This window comes from Streptomyces sp. NPDC002176 (assembly GCF_044903645.1).
GTDB lineage: Bacteria > Actinomycetota > Actinomycetes > Streptomycetales > Streptomycetaceae > Streptomyces.
In genome coordinates this window covers 120,832-141,008 of record NZ_JBJDQW010000001.1, presented here as the reverse complement: position 1 = coordinate 141,008, position 20,177 = coordinate 120,832, and the positions used below count along the sequence as shown (strand labels likewise).

Sequence of the window (20,177 nt, the reverse complement as noted above, 5' to 3'; positions counted from 1 at the left end):
AGGGCCCGCCCAAAGCAACAAATCACCACACAGGCAAAAGCCTGGACAAGTCTGAAGCAACAAATCTTGACGTGTTCGATCGCGCTTCGTACGTTCCCGAGCGGCCGTGAGGAGTCACCGACTCCGCCTCCCCACCGCACGGCCGGCCGAAGGAGCAGACGATGCGCGCATTGAGATCCGCCGTGTTACCAGGTCTACGGGGGCGCCTCGGGGCCGTCCTGTCCGTGCTCGCCCTGCTGCTCGGCGCGCTCGCCGGGCTGAGCGCGCCCGCCCAGGCCGCCGGGTCGGCGCCCTGCGACATCTACGCCGCCGCGGGCACCCCCTGCGTCGCCGCGCACAGCACGATCCGGGCGCTGTTCTCCGGCTACAACGGCCCGCTGTACCGAGTCACCCGCGCCTCGGACGGCGCCGCCACCGACATCGGCCTCCTGGCAGTCGGCGGCTACGCGGACGCGGGCCGCCAGGACACCTTCTGCGGCGGCACCACCTGTCGTATGACGAAGATCTACGACCAGACCAGCCGCCACAACGACCTCAACCCCGGCCCGGCGGGCACCGCGGGCATGGGCGCCGACCGCGCCGCAGACGCGAGCGAACTCGCCGTCACCGCGGGCGGCCACAAGGTCTACGGCATCTGGATCTCGCCCGGCGTCGGCTACCGCTCCAACGGCGCCGCTTCCGGCACCGCGGTCAACGGGCAGCCCGAGGGTGTCTACATGGTGGCCAGCGGCACCCACGTCGGCTCCGCCTGCTGCTTCGACTACGGCAACGCCGAACGCACCCCCGCCGACACCGGCAACGGCCACATGGACGCCGTCTCCATCGCCACCACCTGCTACTTCGCCCCCTGCACCGGCAACGGACCCTGGGTCGAGGCCGACCTCGAGAACGGCATGTTCCAGGGCGACAACGGCTCCAACCTCGCCAACCGGGGCAACAACAGCACCTACGTCACCGCCGTGCTGAAGAACGACGGCCAGACCCGGTACGCCCTCAAGGGCGGCAACTCCCAGACCGGCTCCTTGAGTACCTGGTGGGACGGCGCGCTGCCCTCGCGCGGCGGCTACCGGCCCATGCAGCAGGAGGGCGGCATCATCCTCGGCACCGGCGGGGACAACAGCAACTGGAACATGGGCACCTTCTTCGAGGGCGCCATGGTCTCCGGCTATCCCTCCGACGCCGCCGAGAACGCGGTGCAGGCCAACGTCGTCGCGGCCGGGTACTCCGGCCAGACCAACGTGCCCAACGGCCCCCAGGGCACCATCACCGGCCCCGGCGGCAAGTGCGTCGACGTCGCCGCCGACGACACCGGGGTCAACGGGACCGGCGTCCAGCTGTGGGACTGCCAGACCTACGCCGAGGACCAGCACTGGACCCACAACCCGGACACCTCCCTCGGCACCATCTCCCGCTGCCTCGACATCAACGGCAACGGCACCGCCAACGGCACCGAGGTCGAGCTGTGGGACTGCAACGGGGTCGGCGGGCAGAAGTGGGTCCAGCAGGCCGACGGCTCGCTGCGCAACCCCCAGTCAGGACGCTGCCTCGACGCGCCCAACGGCACCTCCACCAACGGCACCCGGCTGCGGATCTGGGATTGCAACGGTTCGGCCGCCCAGAAGTTCTCCGTCAACGGCGGAGCACCCATCGCCGCGCCGGGCGGCAAGTGCGTGGACGTCGCCGCCGACGACTCCGGCGTCAACGGCACCGCCGTCCAGCTGTGGGACTGCCAGACCTGGTCCGTGGACCAGCACTGGTTCCACCGCGCCGACACCACCCTCTCCACCCTCGGCCGCTGCCTGGACATCAACGGCAACGGCACCGCCAACGGCACCCAGGTCGAGCTGTGGGACTGCAACGGCGCCGGGGGCCAGAAGTGGGAGCAGCAGGCCGACGGCTCACTGCGCAACCCCCAGTCCGGACGCTGCCTGGACGCGCCCAACGGCACGACCACCAACGGCACCCGGCTCCAGATCTGGGACTGCAACGGCGCCGCCGCGCAGAAGTTCAAGCTGAACTGACGGCCCACCGACAGGGCTTTCCTTCCGGACAGCGGCGAGACGCGGGGGAGGGGTGAACACGCGGGCGGACGGCGCTTCTCCGTCCCCCGCGCCCCGCCCCCGCAGACTGGGCGCAGCCGCCGCACCCGTACCGGAAGGAAACCCCCGCCCCATGCACCTCGACCTGACCGGCCGCACCGCCCTGGTCACCGGCTCCACGCAGGGCATCGGCGCGGCCATCGCGCTGGGCCTCGCCCGTGCCGGTGCCCGCGTCGCCGTCAACGGCCGCGACAAGGAGCGTGTCTCCGCGGCCATCGCCGAGTTCGCCGAGCAGGCCCCGGACGCCGAGTTCGTCGCGGCCGCCGCCGACGTCTCCACCGAGGAGGGCGCCCAGCAGCTGCTGCGCGAACTGCCCCAGGTGGACATCCTCGTCAACAACCTCGGCATCTTCGGCACCGCCGACCCGCTGGAGCTCACCGACGACGAGTGGCGCCGCTACTTCGAGATCAACGTCCTCGCCGCCGTCCGCCTCACCCGGCTCTACCTGCCCGGCATGACCGACCGCGGCTGGGGCCGTGTGCTGTACATCGCCAGCGACTCGGCCATCGTCATCCCGGCCGAGATGATCCAGTACGGCATGTCGAAGACCGCCCTGCTCGCCGTGGGCCGGGGCTTCGCCAAGAAGGCGGCGGGCACCGGCGTCACCGTCAACTCCGTCATCGCGGGCCCCACCCACACCGCGGGCGTCGAGGACTTCGTCTACGAACTCGTCGACAAGAAGCTGCCCTGGGACGAGGCCCAGCGGGTCTTCATGCGCGAGTACCGCCCCCAGTCCCTGATCCAGCGCCTGATCGAGCCGGAGGAGATCGCCCACATGGTCGTCTACCTCAGCTCCCCCCAGGCATCTGCCACCACCGGCGGAGCCCTCCGCGTGGACGGCGGCTACGTGGACGCGATCCTGCCCTGACCGTCCCGACGGCGGGCGTGCAGGCACCCGTCGCGGGGATACTCGGGCGGCGCGGCGGGCAGCGTCCCGGTCCGCTCGTAGCCGCATTTGAGGGCGACCCGGCAGGACGCCGTGTTGTCCAGCTGGTGCAGCAGCTCCAGCCGGGTCAGCCCGCCCGAGAACGCCCACTCGGTCAACGCCGTCAGCGCGCGCGGGGCGATGCCCCGGCCCCGCGCGCGTGCGGCCGTCCAGTAGCCGACCTCGGCACGGCCGCCACCCGAGAGCACCTCCTTGAGGGCGATATGGCCCAGCAACTCACCTTCCTCAAGAGGGGAGTCGCCCGCCGTCACGGCGAACGCCAGCCGGTCGCCCGTCTCCCACCCCCGCGTCTGCTCGGCGATCCACCGCCCGGCGGCCGCCTCGTCGTCCACGGCCGCGCCCGTCCAGCGTCGCAGCGCCGCGTCGCCCCGCTGTACCCGCACCAGCCCCGCCGCGTCCTCGGGCCGCCAGGGCCGCAGCAGCAGGGCCTCCCCGCCGTCGGCGCCGACTCGCAGCACGGTGTCGCTCACACTTCCCCCTCCGGTCACTCCAGTCCCACCCCAACATGCTTGCACACCAGTCCTGTTGGGCAGAGAAACCCGGACGCAGACCCCCCCACCGGAGCAGAGGAGAACGCCCCCGTGTCCGACACCGCGCGACAGCCGACGGCCATCGACACCAGCAAGCCCCACCCGGCCCGGATGTACGACTGGTTCCTCGGGGGCAAGGACAACTACCCGGTGGACTGGGCCGCCGCCGAAGCGGTGCGGGAGCTCTTCCCCCAGGTGCCGGAACTCGCCCGCGCCAACCGCGAGTTCATGCACCGCGCCTCGCGCACCCTGGCCGAGCTGGGCATCCGGCAGTTCCTCGACATCGGCACCGGCATACCGACCCGGCCGAACCTGCACCAGGTGGTCCAGGACGTCGCCCCGGAGTGCGGGGTCGTCTACGTCGACAACGACCCGATCGTGCTGCGGCACGCACAGGCCCTCCTCAGCAGCTCCCCCGAGGGCGGCACCGCCTACATCCAGGCCGACGCCCGCGAACCCCGGAAGATCGTCGAGGCCGCCCGCGAGCTGCTGGACTTCGAGCAGCCGGTGGCGCTCTCCATGGTCGCCCTGCTCCACTTCGTGCCGGACGAGGACAACGCGTACGACGTGGTCCGCGAACTGCTCGACCCGCTCCCGGCGGGCAGCTGTCTGGTCCTCTCGCACGCCACCGCCGACGTCGACCCGGACACCTGGCACGCCGTCGTGGACGTCTACCGGCGCGGCGGCACCAGCGTCCAGGTCCGCTCCCGCGCCGAGTTCGCCAAGTTCTTCGCCGGACTCGACCTGCTGGAGCCGGGCATCGGGTTCGTGACCGACTGGCGCCCCGACGCCACCGGCCGTCAGCAGGGCGAGCGGCTCCCGCTGTACGCGGCGGTGGGGCGCAAGTAGGCACCGCCCGGAGCGGGTCCATTCGCCCGTACGGCCCCTGACAAGCCAAAATGGCCCCGAGCGTTCGAAAATCACTGATGCGGAGGAGCGGACCCATGGCGCACGAGCGAGCCGGCCGTCCGGCCGGTCCCGAGGACCTTGTCGATGTGGCCCGCCTGGTCACGGCCTACTACGCGCTGCACCCCGACCTGGCCGACCCCGCGCAGCGGGTCGCCTTCGGCACCTCGGGACACCGGGGCTCGTCCCTGGCGGCCGCGTTCAACGAGGACCACATCGCCGCCACCAGCCAGGCGATCTGCGAGTACCGCGCGGCCCAGGGCATCGACGGCCCGCTGTTCCTCGGCGCCGACACCCACGCCCTGTCCGAGCCCGCGAAGGTCACCGCGCTGGAGGTGTTCGCGGCCAACGGTGTAGCCGTCCTCATCGACAGCGAGGACGGCTACACCCCGACCCCGGCCGTCTCGCACGCCATCCTCGCCCACAACCGGGACCGCACCACCGGCCTCGCGGACGGCGTCGTGGTGACCCCCTCGCACAACCCGCCCGCCGACGGCGGCTTCAAGTACAACCCGCCGAGCGGCGGCCCGGCCCCGTCGGACGCCACCTCCTGGATTCAGGACCGCGCCAACCAGATCATCGCGGGCGGATGCAAGGACGTACTCCGCTTCCCCTACGCCCGCGCGCTCGCCGCCGACACCACCGGCCGGTACGACTTCCTCGGCACCTATGTCCGCGACCTGCCCAGCGTGCTGAACCTGGACGCGATCCGGGACGCCGGGCTGCGCATCGGCGCCGACCCGCTCGGCGGCGCCTCCGTCGGCTACTGGGGCCGGATCGCCGACGAGCACGGCATCGACCTGACCGTGGTCAACCCGCACGCCGACCCCACCTGGCGCTTCATGACGCTGGACTGGGACGGCAAGATCCGCATGGACTGCTCCTCCCCGTACGCGATGGCCTCGCTCATCGAGCGGCGCGACCGGTTCGGCATCTCCACCGGCAACGACGCCGACGCCGACCGGCACGGCATCGTCACCCCGGACGCCGGGCTGATGAACCCCAACCACTACCTCGCCGTCGCCATCGACTACCTCTACCGCAACCGCGACCAGTGGCCCGACGCCACCGGCATCGGCAAGACCCTGGTCTCCTCCACGATGATCGACCGGGTCGCCGGGGACCTGGGCCGCAGGCTCGTCGAGGTGCCGGTCGGCTTCAAGTGGTTCGTGGACGGCCTGCTCAGCGGGGACCTCGGCTTCGGCGGCGAGGAGTCGGCGGGCGCCTCCTTCCTGCGCCGCGACGGCTCGGTGTGGACCACCGACAAGGACGGCATCCTCCTCGCCCTCCTCGCCTCCGAGATCACCGCCGTCACCGGCCGCACCCCCTCCGAGCACTACGCCGGGCTCACCGAGCGCTTCGGCGAGCCCGCCTACGCCCGTATCGACGCCCCGGCGACCCGCGAGCAGAAGGCGCTGCTCGGCAAGCTGTCCCCGGCCCAGGTCACCGCCGACACCCTGGCCGGTGAGGAGGTCACCGGCGTCCTCACCGAGGCGCCCGGCAACGGTGCCCCCATCGGCGGCATCAAGGTCACCACCGCCAACGCCTGGTTCGCGGCCCGCCCTTCGGGCACCGAGGACGTGTACAAGGTGTACGCCGAGTCGTTCCTCGGCCCGGACCACCTCGCGCGGGTGCAGGAGGAGGCCCAGGGCGTCGTCCTCGGCGCGCTCGGCGACTGAGCGCCCCGGATCGGGGTGCGCGGCCGGTCAGCCCCGGCCGTGCCCCCGGCCCAGCCGGTCCAGCACCGCGCGGGCCATCGCCGCCTCGCCCGCCGCGTTGGGGTGGGCGGGCGCCGCGGGGGAGGCCGGCCGGAGCGGCTCGATCCAGCGGTCGGCGGGCGCCTTGCACATGTCGTGGCCGACGGTGGGCCCGTAGGTGTCGACGTACTCCACCCGGTTCCAGGCCGCGACCAGCCGCAGCATCAGGTTGACCCGCTTGCCCGTGTCGCGCAGATACGGGAAGTCGCCGCGGGCGAACGGCACGTCGGGGAAGCAGCCGGAGCCGTCGTCGGGCAGCAGGTCCGGGTAGCCGACCAGCAGCACGCGGGCGTGCGGCGCCCGTGCGTGGACGGCCCGCAGCACCCGGTCGACCTTGGGCGCCGCCAGGGCGATGGTGGCCGTCAACTCGTCGTATCCGGCGGCCCGGTAGGAGCGCTGGCACGGGTTGCCCGTCGGGTCGGCGGCGCCGAGCCGGGCGCAGGTGGCGATGATCGAGCCGAACCCGACGTCATTGCCGCCGATCTGCACCGTGACCAGGTCCGTGCCCCGGTTCACCGCGTCCAGCTGGGGGCCGTTGGTGCCCTGCGCCCGCCACATCTCGGCGGTCGTCGCGCCGGAACAGCTCACGTCCTTGAACGTGCCCACCTGGCGCCCGGCGGCCACCAGCGAGGGGTAGTTCCGGTTCGAGCGGGCGCAGTTGGCGTCCACCTGGTCCGGTATCAGCGGCCCGGAGGTGTAGGAGTCGCCGAGCGCCACGTACTCCGTACCGTGCCCGGCGGGATGCGCGGCCGCCGGGACCACGGAACCGGCGACCAGGGCACACCCGCCCAGCACCGCCCCCAGCCCGCCCCGCAGGCGCCGTCTCCCCGTCTCTCCGCCACGCACCATGAGATCGTCCCCCTCGGACTCGGATCAGGGCCGGCGCTCCCGGCGCCCTCGACCGGCCTTGTATACCGCCGAGCAGCACCCCAGGACCAGAAGCCGGACCACCTCAACTGCCGCACCGCAGGTCACAGTTGCCCCGCGCCCTTTGTGGAAGACTCCAGAGGTTCCGTCACCGTACGCAGAAGGGCCCCGCTCGATGGCCGTCATCCACCAGACCACCCTCACCCCGACCAAGCTCGAACTCCTCACCCCCTGGCTCCCCACCCGCCCCTGGTACCGCGGCTCCGGCGCGCCCGAGCTGGAGCGGACCGGCGGCTTCCGCCTCGACGACCCCGAGGGCGAGGTCGGCATCGAGTTCATGGTGGTCACCGACGGCTCCACCCCCGAGCCCACCGCGTACCTGGTCCCGCTCACCTACCGCGCAGCCCCTCTCGCCGGAGCCGAGGACGCCCTGATCGGCACCACGGAACACGGTGTCCTCGGCGAGCGCTGGGTCTACGACGGCTGCCACGACCCGGTGCTGACCACCGAACTGCTCGCCCTGATCGGCGGCACCGCCCAGGCCATGGCCCAGCGCGTCAGCGACACCCCCGACCACGAGGTCATCCGCTCCTACACCGGCGAGCCCCTCCCCGCGGCCGCGCACACCCCGGCCCCGGCCGACGACGCGGACGGCACCGCCCTGCCCGCGCCCCACGACACCGTGCTCCGGGTCCACCGGGTGCTGCGCCCGGTCCCCGGAACCGAGCCGCCCGCCCGCCCCGAGGGCGCGGCCGGACATGTGGCGACCGGCTGGCCCAGTCCGGACGGCACCCGGCTGCGCGCGGTCTTCATGGAGCTGCGCACCGCCTGACCCCGCCCGGTACGGCGGCACCGGCACCCCCATCGACCATCTGGCATGCCCTGGTCAAATCTGTCACTCTTTCGGCAGCCACGCCCGCCTGGGCGTGGCGCAGTGCTCGCGCAACCCCGCGCCTCGGCCGCCCCGGCGCACTCCCCGTCCGGCAAGCGGCCACCGAGCAGGCCGCACCCCGGCCGCCGCCAAAGGAGTAGCGTGTGAGACCCACCCCCCACCGGGCGCTCGCCACCGGCGTGTTCACCGCAGCCGCCCTGATCGCCCTCGCCCTCCCCGCCACCGCCGCCCAGCCCGAGACCTCGGCCGCCGCCGCGTGCACCCCGACGCAGTCGGTCGTCAACGGCGGCTTCGAGAACGGCACTTCACCCTGGACCGAGTCCCCCTCAGGGCTCGTCACCAGCCGCACCGGCCAGAGCGCCCACGGCGGCACCTCGTTCGCCTGGCTCGACGGCACCGGCCGCACCCGCACCGACACCCTCACCCAGAGCGTCACGGTCCCGAGCGACTGCGCGACCGCCACGCTCAGCTTCTACCTGCACGTCGACACCGCCGAGACCACGTCGTCCACGGCCTACGACAAGCTCACGGTGAAGGCAGGCTCCACCACCCTCGCCACGTACTCCAACCTCGACCGGGCCTCCGGCTACGTCCGCAAGACGGTCGACGTCTCCTCGTACGCGGGCCAGACCGTGAACCTCGCCTTCACCGGCACCGAGGACTCCAGCCTCCAGACCAGCTTCGTCCTGGACGACATCGCGCTCGACACCTCGGGCGGCACCACCCCGCCCCCGGCCGACAGCGTCCGCACCCCGGCCGCGCCCGCCTACACCGTCAGCCTCAGCAGCGACAGCACGGGCACGGTGTGGAACGGCCACCAGAGCGCCACCTTCACCAACGCCTCGGCCACCGCGCTCAGCGAGGTCTACCTCCGGCTGTGGGACAACTACCACGGCACCTGCTCCGCGCCGCCCATCAAGGTCAGCAACGTCACCGGCGGCACGGCGGGCGACCTCTCCGTGGCCTGCACCGCCCTGAAGATCACCCTGCCCGCGCCGCTCGCCCAGGGGCAGAGCGCCACCATCGGCTTCGACCTCGGCATCACCGTGCCCGACGGCGCCGACCGGTTCGGCCACGACGGCGCCTTCAGCTTCATCGGCAACGCGCTGCCCGTCCTCGCGGTACGCGACGGCGCGGGCTGGCACCTCGACCCGTACACCAACAACGGCGAGTCCTTCTACTCGCTCGCCGCCGACTTCAAGGTCACCCTGGACCACCCCAGCACCCTGCTGGTTCCCGCCACCGGCACCTCCACCGACACCCCCGGCACCAGCGGCCGTACGGTCACCACCGCCACCGCGTCCAAGGTGCGCGACTTCGCCTGGGCCGCCGGGCCCTTCAGCAAGATCTCCGGCACCTCGCCCGGCGGGGTCCCGGTCAACGTCTACTCCGTCTCCGGGATCAGCTCCGCCAACGCCCAGTCGATGCTGAGCACCGCCAAGAGCGCCGTCGACGCCCACGCGGGCCGCTTCGGGGCGTACCCCTACGGGGAGCTGGACGCGGTCATCGACAACAACTTCTGGTTCGGCGGCATGGAGTACCCCGGCTTCGTCCTCGACCTGGTCAGCACCACCGCCCTCACCCATGAGATCGCCCACCAGTGGTGGTACGGCATCGTCGGCGACGACGAGTACAACACCCCCTGGCTGGACGAGTCCTTCACCGACTACGCCACCGACCTCGCCCAGGGCAAGACCGGCTCCGGCTGCTGGAGCAGCGTCTCCTGGGCCTCCAGCGCCGAGAAGATCACCAACTCGATGGCCTACTGGGACACCCACTCCTCCCGGTACTCCACCGTCGTCTACGGCTACGGCAAGTGCGCCCTGCACGACCTGCGCCGCGTCCTCGGCGACACCGCGATGGCCAAGCTGCTGAAGGACTACGCCACCGCCCACTGGTACGGCGTCTCCACCACCGCCGAGTTCAAGGCCGCCGCCCAGGCCGCCACCAGTACCGACCTCACCTCCTTCTGGACCCAGCACCGCATCGACGGCTGAGCCGAGCCCGGCCGGGACACTCTCCCGGCCGGGCCACCCAGTTGGCCCAAGAAGCACCTTCGCCCGGTGGTACCCCGCGTGCGGTGCGGCCCGATGGCGGGTCAGATGGAGGACGTGCGAAGCGACATACTCCTCCCCAGCGGCCGCACCTCACGCCTGTGTCTCACCGGCGTCCTGACCGGCCTTCTCCTCTTCCTGTCGCCCCCCGCCGCCGTGCCCGACTCCGGCGGGCCGACCGCCCCGCGCGGCAGCGCCTACATGGGCGTGGGCGTACGCGCCCACGACGGGGGCGCGTCCCTGACCGACGACCGCTCAGCCGCCCTCCGGGTGACCCAGACCGAGGGCGTGGACGTCTCCAGCCACCAGGGCAGCGTCGCCTGGTCCACCCTGTGGGGTGCGGGCACTCGGTGGGCCTACACCAAGGCGACCGAGGGGACGTACTACAAGAACCCCCACTTCACCCAGCAGTACAACGGCCCCTACACGGCGGGCATGACCCGGGGCTCGTACCATTTCGCCACCCCCGACACCACCAGCGGCAAGGCCCAGGCCGACTACTTCGTCGACCACGGCGGCGGCTGGTCCAAGGACGGCAAGACCCTGCCCGGTGTCCTCGACATCGAGTGGAACCCCTACGGGGCGTCCTGCTACGGCAAGTCCAAGAGCGGCATGGTCAGCTGGATCAAGGACTTCCTGAACCGCTACAAGGCCCGTACCGGCCGCTCCGCCGTCATCTACACGGCCACCAACTGGTGGAAGGACTGCACCGGAAACTACTCCGGCTTCGCCTCCTCCCATCCGCTGTGGATCGCCCGCTACGCCTCCACCCCCGGCACCCTGCCGGCCGGCTGGTCCACGCACACCATGTGGCAGTACACCTCCACCGGCAAGACCGTCGGCGACCACGACAAGTTCAACGGCTCCCTCACCAGGCTGCGTGCTCTCGCCAACGGCTGACGCACCGGCAGCACACCGTGCGCGGGACCCGGCCCCCCCCGGCCGACCCGCGCACCGTCATGCGCCGACCATCCGCCGGGCGGGCCCCAGCCACCTGAGTACCCGCACTCAGGCGTACTTCCGCCCGGTCGGGCAGGCTGAGGGCATGACAACGCCATCACCGAACACCCCGGCACCACGGCGCGAGCGTGGGCACGGGCGGCTGTGGACGGGGCTCACCGCGCTCGGCGTGACCGTCGCGTGCGGGGGTGCCGCGCTCGCCTGGCCGGGCGACGACGGCGGCAGACCCCGGGTCAACGACACCCGCGCGGGTGTCTCCTACGCCGTGCCCGAGGGCTGGCGGCACGATCCGGCGGCGGACCGGAAGCTGATCGGCGCGTTCTCCTCCCGGATCACCCGCACCTCCGACGCCACCCCGGCCGAGGACGCCACCGTGCTGACCGGCGCCGCCGGACGGCCCGTACCGAGCGGTGAACTGCGCCGGACGGCCGAGGGCGCCGCCCGTTCCAACGCCGAGTTCTTCTTCCCCGACGCGGCGCCCACCCTCGCCGAGTCCCGCCGCACCGAACTCGGCGGCCGTCCCGCGCACACCGTCGCCCTGGACGTCCCGCACGACGGCGGCACCGCACGCCTGGAACTGACCGTGGTAGCCGGTGACCACGCCGCCTTCCTCCTCGCCCTGGCCTCGGACGCCGACGACACCGGCGCCCTCGCCGACGTGCACGCCGTCGAGGCGAGCGTCGCGCTCGGCGGGACCGCGAGCTAGGCCGGGGGAGGGGCCCGCATCGCGCCCAGTACCGCCCACACCACCGACACGAACGGCACCGCCACCACCGCGCCGATCACCCCGGCCACGATGCTCCCCGCGATGACGGACACCGCGACCACCAGCGGATGCAGCCGCACCGCCCAGCTCATCACCAGCGGATGCAGTACATGCCCCTCCAACTGGCCGATGACCACGATGAGCACCAGCACCGCGACCGCCGTCAGCGGACCACGCCCCGCCAGCGCCACGACCGTCGCCACCCCGAGCGCCACCGGCGAACCCACCAGCGGCACGAACGCGGCGAAGAACTCCAGCAGGGTCAGCGGCAGCGCCAGCGGCACCCGCAGGATGAACAGCACGATGCCGACCAGGATCGCGTTGGTCGCGGCGATGATGATGATGCCCCGGGTGTACCCGGCGAAGGTCCGCCAGGCCGCGCGCCCGGCGCGGTCCCACCTCGGACGGGCACCGCGCGGCAGCAGCTTGAGGCTCACCCAGCTCCACAGCTTGTCGCCGGAGTGGATGAAGAAGACCGAGGCGAACAGCGCCAGCGCGCCGCCCGTGACCACCTCCACCACCCGGCCGAGCCCGGACACCGCACTGCTGAACAGGCTGGCCCGGTGCCGGGAGAGATAGTCCGTCACCTCCTGCTGGAGCGCCGCCAGCCGCCCCGCGCTCAGCCGGAACGGCGGCTGCCGCAGCCACTCCTCGATCCGGTGCACCCCGCCCCGGAACTCCCCGCTCAGCCGCGCCGACTCGCCCGCCACCGCGTTGCCCACCAGCGCGAGCAGACCGAGGACCAGCAGGATGCTGCCGATCAGGGCGAGGGCCACGCTCAGCGGCCTCGGCATGACCCGGTCCAGCACATCCGCGAGCGGCCGCAGCACCGAGGTGACGACCAGCGCGAGGAACAGCGAGACGGCGATGAGCTGGAAGCGGCCCAGCACGCTGAAGATGCCCCAGACGACGATCCCGACCAGGATCAGCCGCCACGAGTAGGCCGCGGCGACCCGCAGCCAGCCCACGGTCCGCTCGGCCACCGAGGTACGCGGGATGGACCGGGTCATCGAGGGCAGCCGCACGGTGTACGCCGGACGGCTGCCCGGCACCGCGCCCCGCGCGGCCGGACCGGAACGCTCGCGCCCCGTCCGCCGCCCGTCACCACCCGCCACGCGCCCGCCTCGCCTCCGCATCCGCCGAGCTGACCGACGATCACCTCTGACGAACGCTACGGGCAAACCGGACACCAGGGGACGCCCACTGGGCCGCGTGGGCTACTCCCGGCTTCCCCCGGTTACTCCTCGGTCGGCAGCCAGTTCCCGTGCAGCCCGAGCGGCACCCGCACCGGGATGCGTACGCGTGCCACGGGTCCGCTCTCCGGCTCCTCGGCGGGGAACACCAGGAGGCGGGCGCCGCCGTCCGTGCGGTCGGTGGCGAAGGCCAGCCAGTACCCCTGGTCCTCGCCGGTCTGCCCCGGCGAGGGCGCGAAGGCGGGCTCGCCCACCGACAGCTCACCGCCGTACCAGCCGCGCGACGGGACACCGGGCGCCCCGGTGTCGTACCAGCGCAGCGAGTCGAACTCGCCCGGCAGCAGGCCGGGGGAGCGCTCGCTGTCCCAGGCGACCGCCGCCCGGCCGTGTCGGCCGCCGATCCGGCGGTCGTCGACGCGCGGGAACTCTACGCGGGCGTCGTCCAGAGCGGTGCGCCGCATCCGGCCGGTCGCCGGGTCCAGCACCGCCCGGACCAGCGTGCCGCGGTTCGGCTCGCCGTCGGGCTCGCCGAGGGACAGCCGCGACCACTGCACGTACTCCAGCAGCACGGTGCCGTCGTCCTCGTCGTGGGCGTTGACGGTGTGCCAGAGCCAGAAGGCGTCGTCCGCCACCTCGCGGACCGGGGAGCCGTCGCGCGGGATCAGCAGCACGCGGGTGCCCGCCTCCGGACGCCAGTCGATCAGCGAGCCGCCGCTCATCGCCCCGGACAGGTCGAAGAAAACGGGGGCGAGGACCAGGACGAGGAAGCGCTCGGTGAGCGCCATGTCGTGGATCATCATCGGCTCGTCGACGCCGTCCACGGGCACCGGACCCCGCGTCACCGTCCCGTCCGGGGCGATCAGCGACCAGGTCAGGTACGGCGGCTCCAGCGCGTAGCAGAACACCGCCATCTCGCCGGTGACCGGATCGACCTTCGGGTGCGCGGTGATCCCGGCGGGCAGGGCGCCGCCGAAGGTCTCCCGGCCCGCCGTCTCCAGCTCCGGGGTCATCCGGAACGGGCAGCCCGACTCGGCCAGCGCCAGCAGACGGCCCGCGTGCCGGACCACGTTGATGTCGGGCAGGTCCCGGAAGGTGTGGGCCAGCTCCGGGCCGACCTCCGTCTCGTCCGGGGTGATCATCGACTCGAGGCCGCCCCACAGCGCCCGGCCCGCCCGCTCCTCGGCCAGCACGGCGGGGGTGCGCACGAAGCGGTTGCGGTAGCGGGCCAGGCCGCCCTCGATCCACACGCCGTGCAGCATGCCGTCGCCGTCGATCGGATACAGGAACGAGCCGATCGGGGTGAAACGCGGATTGGGGCCGTTGCGCAGATAGACGCCGTCCAGGTCGTCCGGCAGCTCACCCTCGACGACGAGGGAGACCTCGTCCACCTCCTCGGTGACGGGCGCGAACCGCCCGGACAGCTGGGCCACACGCGCCGGGTCGAAACGCCCGGTGGCGGAAGCGGTCATGAGTACTCCCCGGCGGAGGGAAACGGGCCGACGTACCCCCATCGTCACCCGGTCGGCCGATCCCCGCATCCGAACCCCAGGCCGGTGATCGAACGCGCGCTTGGCTCGAACAGCCCGGAATGCCCCGGTACGGCCGGAAGCGGCCGAGTAGGGGTGAGGAAACGTTCCGATGGTCCTACATGACGCCCGGAACATGGACGAATATACGGTCTCATGGACATTTTGCTGGTCGCCAGCGCGTTCAACAGCCTCTCCCAACGCGCCTACGCCGAACTCTCGGACGCGGGCCACCGGGTGGACGTCGTACTCGCCACGCACGGTCCCGACCCCGTCCGCGCCGCCGTGCGCGAACTGAGCCCCGAGCTGATCATCGCGCCCCTGCTGAAGACGGCGCTCCCCGAGGACATCTGGCGGGCGCACACCTGCCTGATCGTGCACCCCGGCCCGCCCGGCGACCGGGGCCCCTCCTCGCTGGACTGGGCCATCGCGGGGGACGTCACCGAGTGGGGCGTCACCGTCCTCCAGGCCGAGGCGGGCATGGACGCGGGCCCGGTCTGGGCCGACGAACCCTTCCCCGTACCGGCCGTCGGCAAGAGCGACCTGTACCGCAACGAGGCCGCCGACGCCGCCATGACCGCCCTGCACCGCGCGGTGCGCCGGTACGCCGACGGCGACCACAAACCCCGCCCCCAGACCGCCGACTGGCCCTCCGTCACCTGGCGCGACCACTTCCGCCAGGACCGGCGCCGGATCGACTGGGAGCACGACGACACCGAGACCGTGCTGCGCGGGCTGCGCGGCGCCGACTCCCAGCCCGGCGTCCTCGACGAACTCCACGGCCGCGAGGTCTTCCTGCACGGCGGCCACCCCGAGGACCAGCTCCGGGGCCGCCCCGGCGACCTCCTCGCCACCCGCGCCGGAGCCGTCTGCCGCGCCACCCGCGACGGTGCCGTGTGGATTCCGGAGCTGCGCCCCCGCAAGAACTCCGGCGACCCGGCGCCCTTCCGCCGCCCCGCCGCCACCGTCCTCGCCTCCTGGAGCGCCCCGCACACCCCCGCGCTGCCCGAGATCCCGGCCCCGCTCGACCTCCCCGCGGACCGCCGCACCTACGCCGACATCCGCTACCGGGAGCAGGGCACCACCGGCTTCGTCAGCTTCTCCTTCCCCGGCGGCGCGATGAGCACCGACCAGTGCCGCAGACTCCTCGCCGCCTACCAGTACGCCCTCGCCCGCCCCACCTCCGTCCTCGTCCTCGGCGGCGCCCGCGACTTCTTCTCCAACGGCATCCATCTCAACGTCATCGAGGGCGCCCCCGACCCCGGCGAGGAGTCCTGGCGCAACCTCGACGCCATGGACGACCTGGTCGAGGCCGTACTGCGCACCACCGACCGGCTGGTGATCGCCGCGCTCGCGGGCAACGCGGCCGCCGGAGGCGCCATGCTCGCCCTCGCCGCCGACGAGGTGTGGTGCCGCACCGGCGCCGTCCTCAACCCGCACTACCGGCGCATGGGCCTGTACGGCTCCGAGTTCTGGACGTACTCGCTGCCCCGCCGCACCGGCCCCGAGACCGCCCGCCGCCTCACCGCCGAGGCCCTGCCGGTCAGCGCCGCCCGAGGGGTCCGGCTCGGCCTGGTCGACCGGCTCGTCCCCGCCGCACCGGCCGACTTCGCGGGCACCGTCGAGGCCATGGCCACCGCACTCGCCACCGCGCCCGGCCTCGCCGACCGGATCGCCGCCAAGGCTGCCGCCCGCCAGGCCGACGAGGCCCTGCGCCCCCTCGCCGACCACCGGCGCGACGAACTCGCCCGGATGCACGCCATCTTCTCCGACCCCACCGCGCCCTACCACGCCCTGCGCTCGGCCTTCGTCCGCAAGGTCCCCGCCGCCACCACCCGCCCCCTGCCCCTCGGAGACGGCCGATGATCCCCACCCCCGAACCCCTGCTGGTGGCAGGCGTCGGCAACATCTTCCTCGGCGACGACGCCTTCGGCCCCGAGGTCATCCGCGCCCTCGACCGGCGCCCCCTCCCGCCCGGCGCACACGTACGGGACTTCGGCATCCGGGGCATGGACCTCGCCTACGCCCTGCTCGGCGGCTGCGCCACCGCCGTCCTCGTCGACGTCGCCCCGCGCGGGCAGCGCCCCGGCACCCTCTCCCTGGTCGAGGCCGACCCACCGGACGAAAGCGTCGTGCCCGAGGCGCACGGCATGGACCCCGAGAAGGTGCTCGCCCTCGCCACCCACCTCGGCGACGAGCCGCTGCCCCGCGTCCTCGTCCTGGCCTGCGAGCCCGCCGTGCTGCCGAACCCGGACGAGGACATCGCCCCCGGCCTCAGCGAACCCGTGCGCGCGGCCGTCGAACGGGCGGTCGACGCGCTGCACACCCTGATCCCCGTCCTGCTGGCCGACCCGGCCGCGCCCCCGCCCCCGTTGGGCCGCCCGATGGAATCCGGGCCCCCGCACGCGGCTGCGCTGCCCGGCCTCGGGGATCTGGCAGCCGAAGATCGGTGAGATCCCTGGGCCGTGCCCGGCACGGCCCAGGGCCTAGGCGCCCGATCTTCCCGAGGAGCTGTGGCCCATGTGCCGGTCCGACGTCAAGCAGGCCGTCCTGGCCAAGAACGACGATCTCGCCGCCCGCCTCCGCGCGGACCTCATCGAACGGGGCGTCACGGTCGTCAACCTGCTGTCCAGCCCCGGCAGCGGCAAGACCGAACTCCTCGCCCGCGTCCTCGCCCGCGCCGTGCAGCGCGGTGTCCCGGTGGCGGCGCTCACCGCCGACCTGGCCACCGAGAACGACGCCCAGCGCCTCGCCCGCTCCGGCGCCCCCGTCCAGCAGCTCCTCACCGACGGACTGTGCCACCTGGAGGCCGGCCAGGTACGCGACCGCCTGGACGGCTGGCTCCCCGCCGAGACCGAGGTGCTGTTCGTGGAGAACGTCGGCAACCTGGTCTGCCCCGCCTCCTACGACCTCGGCGAGACCCTGCGCATCTCCCTGATGGCCGTCACCGAGGGCGAGGACAAGCCCCTGAAGTACCCCACCGCGTTCGGCTCCGCCCACCTGGTCGCCATCACCAAGACCGACCTCGCCGAGGCCGCCCGCTTCGACGAGGCCGTCTTCCGGGCCAACGTCCAGCGGGTCAACCCCGGCGTCGAGACCGTACGGACCTGCGCCCGCAGCGGCGACGGTGTCGACGCCCTGCTGGAGCGCGCCCTCGCCGTCCGGCACGCACCGCCCGCCCACCGCCCGCCACTGGCCCCCGGCCCGCACTCCCACGACCACGGCCACGGCGGCCACTCCCACGGCTCCGAAGGCCACCACACGCACCACCCCGCCGCCGCCCCCCGCGCATGACCGCCCCCGCGACGGGCCGGGTGCGCCGCCGTCTCACCGTGCGGGGCACGGTGCAGGGGGTCGGCTTCCGACCCCATGTGCACCGGCTCGCCGCGGAGCACGCCCTCACCGGGTTCGTCGGCAACACCGCAGACGGCGTACTCATCGAGGTCGAGGGACCCTTGGCCGAAGTGGAGCTGTTCTGTAGGCAGTTGGCCGAGCGGCCGCCCCCGCTCGCCGCCGTCACCGGCATCGGCCACGAGGACCTCCCCGCCACCGGCACCGACGACGCCTTCACCATCCAGGCCACCGCGCACACCACCGGCCGCACCCAGTTGCCGCCCGACACCGCCACCTGCGCCGACTGCCTGCGGGAACTCGCGGACCCGGCCGACCGCCGCCACCGGCACCCCTTCGTCACCTGCACCCACTGCGGCCCCCGCTTCACCATCGCCACCGCGATGCCCTACGACCGCGCGGCCACCACCATGGCCCGCTTCCCGATGTGCCCCGCCTGCGCCCGCGAGTACGGCGACCCGCTCGACCGGCGCTTCCACGCCCAGCCCGTCGCCTGCCCCGACTGCGGCCCCCGCCTGAGCCTCGTCCCCGCCGAGGGCACCGGGGCCCGCCCGGCCCGCGACGCCGACGCCCTCACCGCCGCGCGGGCCCTGCTCGCCCAGGGCCGGATCGTGGCCGTCAAGGGACTCGGCGGCTACCACCTCGCCTGCGACGCCACCGACCCGCGCGCCGTCACCACCCTGCGCGCCCGCAAGGAACGCGGCGGCAAGGCGTTCGCGGTGATGTGCGCCGACCTCGCCACCGCCGGACGCGTCGCCCACCTCACCGAAGCCGGACGCGCCGCCCTCACGAGCCCCGGCCGCCCCATCGTCCTGCTGCGCGCCCGCACCACGCCCGACGGCCCCCGCCTCGCCGACGAGATCGCGCCCGGCAGCCCGCACATCGGCGTCATGCTGCCCTACACCCCCCTACACACCCTGCTGTTCGGCCTCCCCGGCGATCCCCCCGGGCCCCGGGCGCTCGTCATGACCAGCGGCAACCGCTCCGGCGAGCCCATCGTCACCGACCACACCGAGGCGCTGATCCGGCTCGCCGGACTGGCCGACGCCTGGCTCACCCACGACCGGACCATCGCCGCCCCCTGCGACGACTCCCTGCTCCGGGTACGCCCCGACGGCACCGCCCAACTCCTGCGCCGCTCACGCGGATACGTGCCCCGCCCACTGACCCTCCCGGTACCGGTCCGGCCCGCGCTCGCGGTCGGCGGCGACCTTAAGAACGCCCTCTGCCTCGGCGAGGACGACCAGGCGTGGTTCGGGCCGCACATCGGGGACATGGGCGACCTCGCCACCCTGGACGCCGCCCGCCGCGCCGAGGCCCACCTCGCCGCCCTCACCGGCGTCACCCCACGCCTGATCGCCGCCGACCGGCACCCCGGCTACCACTCCACCGCCCACGCCCGCCGCCGCGCCACCGAATCCGGACTGCCGGAACCGGCGCGGGTCCAGCACCACCACGCCCACATCGCCTCCGCCATGGCCGAACACGGCCTCGACGGCACCACCCCCGTCATCGGCGTCGCCTTCGACGGCACCGGATACGGCGACGACGGCACCGTATGGGGCGGCGAGATCCTGCTCGCCGACTACACCGGGTACCGGCGCTTCGCCCACCTCGTCCCCGCCCCGCTGCCCGGCGGGGACGCGGGCGTCGCCAACCCCTGCCGACAGGCGCTGGCCCGGCTCTGGGCGGCCGGAGTCGACTGGGCACCCGACCTGCCCAGCGTCACCGCCTGCACGGAGACGGAACTCACCGTGCTGCGCGGCCAGTTGGAGCGGCAGGTCGCCTGCGTGCCGACCAGCAGCATGGGGCGCCTCTTCGACGCCGTGTCCTCCCTCACCGGCGCCTGCCAGCGCGCGGGCCACGAGGCCGAGGCCGCGCTCGCCCTGGAAGCCCTGGCACTCGAGGCGCGGGACGCGGACGGCGGGGAGTACGCCTTCGGCTTCGCACCCGGACCGCTGGCCGACCCCGCCCCGATGCTGCGCGCCCTCCTCGCCGACCGGCGCCGGGGCGTACCCGCTCCCGTGCTCGCCGCCCGCTTCCACCGGGGCGTGGCGGGAGCGGTGGCCGAGCTGTGCCGACGGGCCCGCGCGGAGACCGGTCTGACCACCGTCGCCCTCACCGGCGGGGTCTTCGCCAACGCCCTGCTGGAGGAGGACAGCACCGCCCGGCTCACGGCCGACGGCTTCACCGTCCTGCGGCACGGCCAGGTGCCCCCCAACGACGGCGGGCTGGCGCTCGGCCAGCTCATGGTCGCGGCCCACGTCCCCCGGCCGGACCGAGCCCGCTGATCCGCCGACCCGGCCATCAGCACACCCCAGACGAGACGG

General features: G+C 73.4%; 16 protein-coding genes. 12 read left to right on the top strand and 4 right to left on the bottom strand.

Features of this window, described 5'->3' with window-relative positions; translation table 11 throughout:
- The first annotated feature begins 161 nt into the window (after positions 1-161).
- Positions 162-2,021: an arabinofuranosidase catalytic domain-containing protein gene (locus tag ACI2LY_RS00620; RefSeq protein WP_404705164.1), complete on the top strand. Its 1,860-nt coding sequence runs from the start codon at positions 162-164 to the stop codon at positions 2,019-2,021.
- Positions 2,022-2,172: 151 nt separating this feature from the next.
- Complete coding sequence (locus ACI2LY_RS00615; RefSeq protein ID WP_404705163.1) at positions 2,173-2,967, top strand: SDR family NAD(P)-dependent oxidoreductase; 795 nt, start codon at positions 2,173-2,175, stop codon at positions 2,965-2,967.
- Here the strand turns inward: ACI2LY_RS00615 and ACI2LY_RS00610 are convergent.
- Positions 2,943-3,515 carry a GNAT family N-acetyltransferase gene (locus tag ACI2LY_RS00610; RefSeq protein ID WP_404705162.1) on the bottom strand — a complete coding sequence of 191 codons (573 nt, stop codon included), beginning with the start codon at positions 3,513-3,515 and terminating at the stop codon, positions 2,943-2,945. The two genes, ACI2LY_RS00615 and ACI2LY_RS00610, sit on opposite strands and share 25 nt — an antisense overlap.
- Positions 3,516-3,626: 111 nt before the next feature.
- On the opposite strand from ACI2LY_RS00610, the gene ACI2LY_RS00605 reads away from it, so the two are divergent.
- Together ACI2LY_RS00605 and pgm are read left to right on the top strand one after the other, a co-directional pair.
- Entirely contained in the window at positions 3,627-4,424 is a 798-nt protein-coding gene (locus ACI2LY_RS00605; RefSeq protein ID WP_404705161.1) for an SAM-dependent methyltransferase, read from the top strand.
- Between the two features lie 95 nt (positions 4,425-4,519).
- Positions 4,520-6,160: a phosphoglucomutase (alpha-D-glucose-1,6-bisphosphate-dependent) gene (gene pgm / locus ACI2LY_RS00600; protein ID WP_404705160.1), complete on the top strand. Its 1,641-nt coding sequence runs from the start codon at positions 4,520-4,522 to the stop codon at positions 6,158-6,160.
- 27 nt (positions 6,161-6,187) lie between these two features.
- Here pgm and ACI2LY_RS00595 read toward each other — a convergent pair whose 3' ends face one another.
- Positions 6,188-7,087: an SGNH/GDSL hydrolase family protein gene (locus tag ACI2LY_RS00595; RefSeq protein ID WP_404705159.1), complete on the bottom strand. Its 900-nt coding sequence runs from the start codon at positions 7,085-7,087 to the stop codon at positions 6,188-6,190.
- A 193-nt stretch (positions 7,088-7,280) separates the two neighbouring features.
- Here ACI2LY_RS00595 and ACI2LY_RS00590 point away from each other — a divergent pair, with 193 nt between their 5' ends.
- The 4 genes from ACI2LY_RS00590 (at position 7,281) to ACI2LY_RS00575 (ending at position 11,717) form a co-directional block, all read left to right on the top strand.
- Positions 7,281-7,937 carry a 1,4-alpha-glucan branching protein gene (locus ACI2LY_RS00590; RefSeq protein WP_404705158.1) on the top strand — a complete coding sequence of 219 codons (657 nt, stop codon included), beginning with the start codon at positions 7,281-7,283 and terminating at the stop codon, positions 7,935-7,937.
- Positions 7,938-8,140: 203 nt separating this feature from the next.
- The gene (locus ACI2LY_RS00585) at positions 8,141-9,994 is read left to right on the top strand and encodes a M1 family aminopeptidase (RefSeq protein WP_404705157.1); all 1,854 of its coding nucleotides are present in this window, start codon (positions 8,141-8,143) and stop codon (positions 9,992-9,994) included.
- A gap of 105 nt (positions 9,995-10,099) precedes the next feature.
- Entirely contained in the window at positions 10,100-10,951 is an 852-nt protein-coding gene (locus ACI2LY_RS00580) for a lysozyme (RefSeq protein ID WP_404705156.1), read from the top strand.
- Positions 10,952-11,096: 145 nt separating this feature from the next.
- A complete protein-coding gene (locus ACI2LY_RS00575; protein ID WP_404705155.1) occupies positions 11,097-11,717 on the top strand; it encodes a hypothetical protein in 621 nt (206 codons plus the stop codon).
- On the opposite strand, the gene ACI2LY_RS00570 is transcribed toward ACI2LY_RS00575, so the two are convergent.
- On the bottom strand, positions 11,714-12,787 hold the full coding sequence (locus ACI2LY_RS00570) for an AI-2E family transporter (RefSeq protein WP_404706443.1): 1,074 nt from the start codon (positions 12,785-12,787) through the stop codon (positions 11,714-11,716). The two genes, ACI2LY_RS00575 and ACI2LY_RS00570, sit on opposite strands and share 4 nt — an antisense overlap.
- Before the next feature lie 227 nt (positions 12,788-13,014).
- Entirely contained in the window at positions 13,015-14,439 is a 1,425-nt protein-coding gene (locus ACI2LY_RS00565; protein ID WP_404705154.1) for a carotenoid oxygenase family protein, read from the bottom strand.
- A 213-nt stretch (positions 14,440-14,652) separates the two neighbouring features.
- On the opposite strand from ACI2LY_RS00565, the gene ACI2LY_RS00560 reads away from it, so the two are divergent.
- The 4 genes from ACI2LY_RS00560 (at position 14,653) to hypF (ending at position 20,138) form a co-directional block, all read left to right on the top strand.
- Entirely contained in the window at positions 14,653-16,362 is a 1,710-nt protein-coding gene (locus tag ACI2LY_RS00560) for a hydrogenase maturation protein (RefSeq protein ID WP_404705153.1), read from the top strand.
- Positions 16,359-16,949 (top strand): hydrogenase maturation protease, encoded by a 591-nt coding sequence (locus ACI2LY_RS00555; protein WP_404705152.1) that lies wholly within the window; start codon positions 16,359-16,361, stop codon positions 16,947-16,949. The genes ACI2LY_RS00560 and ACI2LY_RS00555 overlap by 4 nt, the downstream gene beginning before the upstream one ends.
- A gap of 67 nt (positions 16,950-17,016) precedes the next feature.
- Positions 17,017-17,790: a hydrogenase nickel incorporation protein HypB gene (gene hypB, locus ACI2LY_RS00550; RefSeq protein ID WP_404705151.1), complete on the top strand. Its 774-nt coding sequence runs from the start codon at positions 17,017-17,019 to the stop codon at positions 17,788-17,790.
- Complete coding sequence (gene hypF, locus ACI2LY_RS00545) at positions 17,787-20,138, top strand: carbamoyltransferase HypF (RefSeq protein ID WP_404705150.1); 2,352 nt, start codon at positions 17,787-17,789, stop codon at positions 20,136-20,138. The genes hypB and hypF overlap by 4 nt, the downstream gene beginning before the upstream one ends.
- The last annotated feature ends 39 nt before the right edge of the window (positions 20,139-20,177 follow it).

What these genes read in the sequence shown, in the direction of transcription:
- ACI2LY_RS00590 (WP_404705158.1), top strand. Translation starts at nt 7,281, where the DNA reads ATGGCCGTCATCCACCAGACCACCCTCACCCCGACCAAGCTCGAACTC.
- ACI2LY_RS00570 (WP_404706443.1), bottom strand. Translation starts at nt 12,787, where the DNA reads ATGACCCGGTCCATCCCGCGTACCTCGGTGGCCGAGCGGACCGTGGGC.
- ACI2LY_RS00615 (WP_404705163.1), top strand. Translation starts at nt 2,173, where the DNA reads ATGCACCTCGACCTGACCGGCCGCACCGCCCTGGTCACCGGCTCCACG.
- ACI2LY_RS00620 (WP_404705164.1), top strand. Translation starts at nt 162, where the DNA reads ATGCGCGCATTGAGATCCGCCGTGTTACCAGGTCTACGGGGGCGCCTC.
- ACI2LY_RS00565 (WP_404705154.1), bottom strand. Translation starts at nt 14,439, where the DNA reads ATGACCGCTTCCGCCACCGGGCGTTTCGACCCGGCGCGTGTGGCCCAG.
- ACI2LY_RS00575 (WP_404705155.1), top strand. Translation starts at nt 11,097, where the DNA reads ATGACAACGCCATCACCGAACACCCCGGCACCACGGCGCGAGCGTGGG.
- hypF (WP_404705150.1), top strand. Translation starts at nt 17,787, where the DNA reads ATGACCGCCCCCGCGACGGGCCGGGTGCGCCGCCGTCTCACCGTGCGG.
- ACI2LY_RS00580 (WP_404705156.1), top strand. Translation starts at nt 10,100, where the DNA reads ATGGAGGACGTGCGAAGCGACATACTCCTCCCCAGCGGCCGCACCTCA.
- hypB (WP_404705151.1), top strand. Translation starts at nt 17,017, where the DNA reads ATGTGCCGGTCCGACGTCAAGCAGGCCGTCCTGGCCAAGAACGACGAT.
- ACI2LY_RS00560 (WP_404705153.1), top strand. Translation starts at nt 14,653, where the DNA reads ATGGACATTTTGCTGGTCGCCAGCGCGTTCAACAGCCTCTCCCAACGC.
- ACI2LY_RS00595 (WP_404705159.1), bottom strand. Translation starts at nt 7,087, where the DNA reads ATGGTGCGTGGCGGAGAGACGGGGAGACGGCGCCTGCGGGGCGGGCTG.
- ACI2LY_RS00555 (WP_404705152.1), top strand. Translation starts at nt 16,359, where the DNA reads ATGATCCCCACCCCCGAACCCCTGCTGGTGGCAGGCGTCGGCAACATC.
- pgm (WP_404705160.1), top strand. Translation starts at nt 4,520, where the DNA reads ATGGCGCACGAGCGAGCCGGCCGTCCGGCCGGTCCCGAGGACCTTGTC.